3 protein-coding genes are annotated in these 1,568 nt (G+C 62.0%); 1 reads left to right on the top strand and 2 read right to left on the bottom strand.

The features are described from left to right. The coding region (locus WA989_RS03090; protein ID WP_424339060.1) for a methylmalonyl-CoA mutase family protein at positions 1-249 on the bottom strand (249 nt) is incomplete at its 3' end. 171 nt (positions 250-420) lie between these two features. Here WA989_RS03090 and WA989_RS03085 point away from each other — a divergent pair. Beyond that, complete coding sequence (locus WA989_RS03085) at positions 421-741, top strand: SemiSWEET transporter (protein ID WP_424339059.1); 321 nt, start codon at positions 421-423, stop codon at positions 739-741. Positions 742-755: 14 nt separating this feature from the next. Here the strand turns inward: WA989_RS03085 and WA989_RS03080 are convergent. Further along, positions 756-1,568 (bottom strand): aminotransferase class IV (locus WA989_RS03080; protein WP_424339058.1); only part of this gene is annotated, 813 nt, incomplete at its 5' end.

Raw genomic sequence — 1,568 nt, 5'->3', positions numbered from 1 at the left:
GAACAGCGTGCGCATATCGCCAAGGTGGCTGACAGGCACGCCGACCTTGCCGACCTCGCCCCTGGACAGGATGTGGTCGCTGTCGAACGCGGTCTGGGTCGGTAGGTCAAAGGCAATGGAGAGGCCGGTCTGCCCGCGCGCAAGGTTCGAGCGGTAGAGCGCGTTTGATTTTTCGGCCGTCGAGTGGCCCGCATAGGTGCGGAAGATCCACGGGCGATCGGCCTCATGCTGATATGAGCGCTCTGTCATTATTTTTCCTCCATATTGCGGCGCAACATGGCGCGAAGATCTGTCTTGGGCAAGATGGACCCGAAAATGACGCAGCGCATGCACAAATGCATATCTCGACCAATCAAATATTCGATGACGCAGCGCAGCAAATCACCTATATGAATGTCGTCTCCAAACAGGTCGAACTTCATGACTGACACGATTGGCCTCATCGCCGCTTTCCTGACCACCGCCTCCTTCCTGCCGCAGGCGCTGATGGTTCTGCGCACGCGCAACACTGAAAGCCTGTCGCTGACCATGTATTCCATGTTCACCGCCGGCGTTGCCTGCTGGCTCGTCTATGGCATCGTGATTGGCAGCATGCCGATGATCATCGCCAATGTGATCACGCTGGGCCTTGCCGCGATCATTCTCGCCATGAAGGTGATGAACACGCTGCAGGCGCGCCGCGCTCGCGCGGCTTCCGAGACAGCCATCGAACCCCGGCTCGCGGCGCTGTCGCATTCCTAGCCTTCGGGTCGCCGCTAGAGCCAGGGCGCACGCACGGACACGTCCGCGCCCATGGCGGTGTAGTAGAGCACCTGCACGCGGCGGGTGACCGGGCCAGGCGTGCCGGCGCCGACAGCGTTTCCATCGAGCTCGACGATTGGCAGGACGAGTCCTGTCGCCGAGGTGGTGAAGACTTCCCTCGAAGCGAGTAGCTCTTCCACGGACACGGCGCGCTCCTCAACCTCGATCCCATCGCGCTTCAACTGGTCGAGTACCGATTGGCGCGTGACGCCCGGCAGGATCTGGTGGCCGAGCTCTCGCGTCACCAATCTGCCGTCCGCCAGCACCGTCCAGAGATTGGCGGAGGCGGCCTCCGTGACCAGACCGTCTTCATGCAGGATGGCCGAGAAGCGACCGAGCCGGGCGGCATGCCGGTAGGCCAGCGCCTGGGAGAGGAGCTGGGTTGTCTTGTAGTCGCGCCGCTTCCAGCGCTGGTCTTCGATCAGCATGGAGGCGACGCCGTTCTTTGCTTTCTCGCCGATCAGCTCTCGCGGTTCGCAGAACAGGAAGATGGACGGTTTGAGCGTCTCGGGCCCCGCAAAATCGCGTCCGCCATAGGCCCCGCCCGTGATTTGCAGATAGACGAAGCCTTCGGCGAGCCCGTTCTTCTCGATCAGACCCTGATGGATGGCCTCCAGCGCGTCCGCGCGCCACGCATTGGGAATGTCGATACCGTCGAGCGTGCGTTGCAAGCGGGCCACATGTCCGGGGAAATCTATCAAGGCTCCGCCAAAAACGCCGGTCACCTCATAAGCGGCGTGGGCAAACAGGAATCCCCTGTCAAAGGG

The organism is Henriciella sp. (assembly GCF_049649345.1).
GTDB lineage: Bacteria > Pseudomonadota > Alphaproteobacteria > Caulobacterales > Hyphomonadaceae > Henriciella.
Note: the sequence above shows the minus strand (reverse complement) of the source record. Positions and strands in the feature narration are given on the sequence as shown.

Excerpts from the sequence above, each read along its gene's own strand:
- WA989_RS03085 (WP_424339059.1), top strand. The coding sequence starts at position 421 with ATGACTGACACGATTGGCCTCATCGCCGCTTTCCTGACCACCGCCTCC.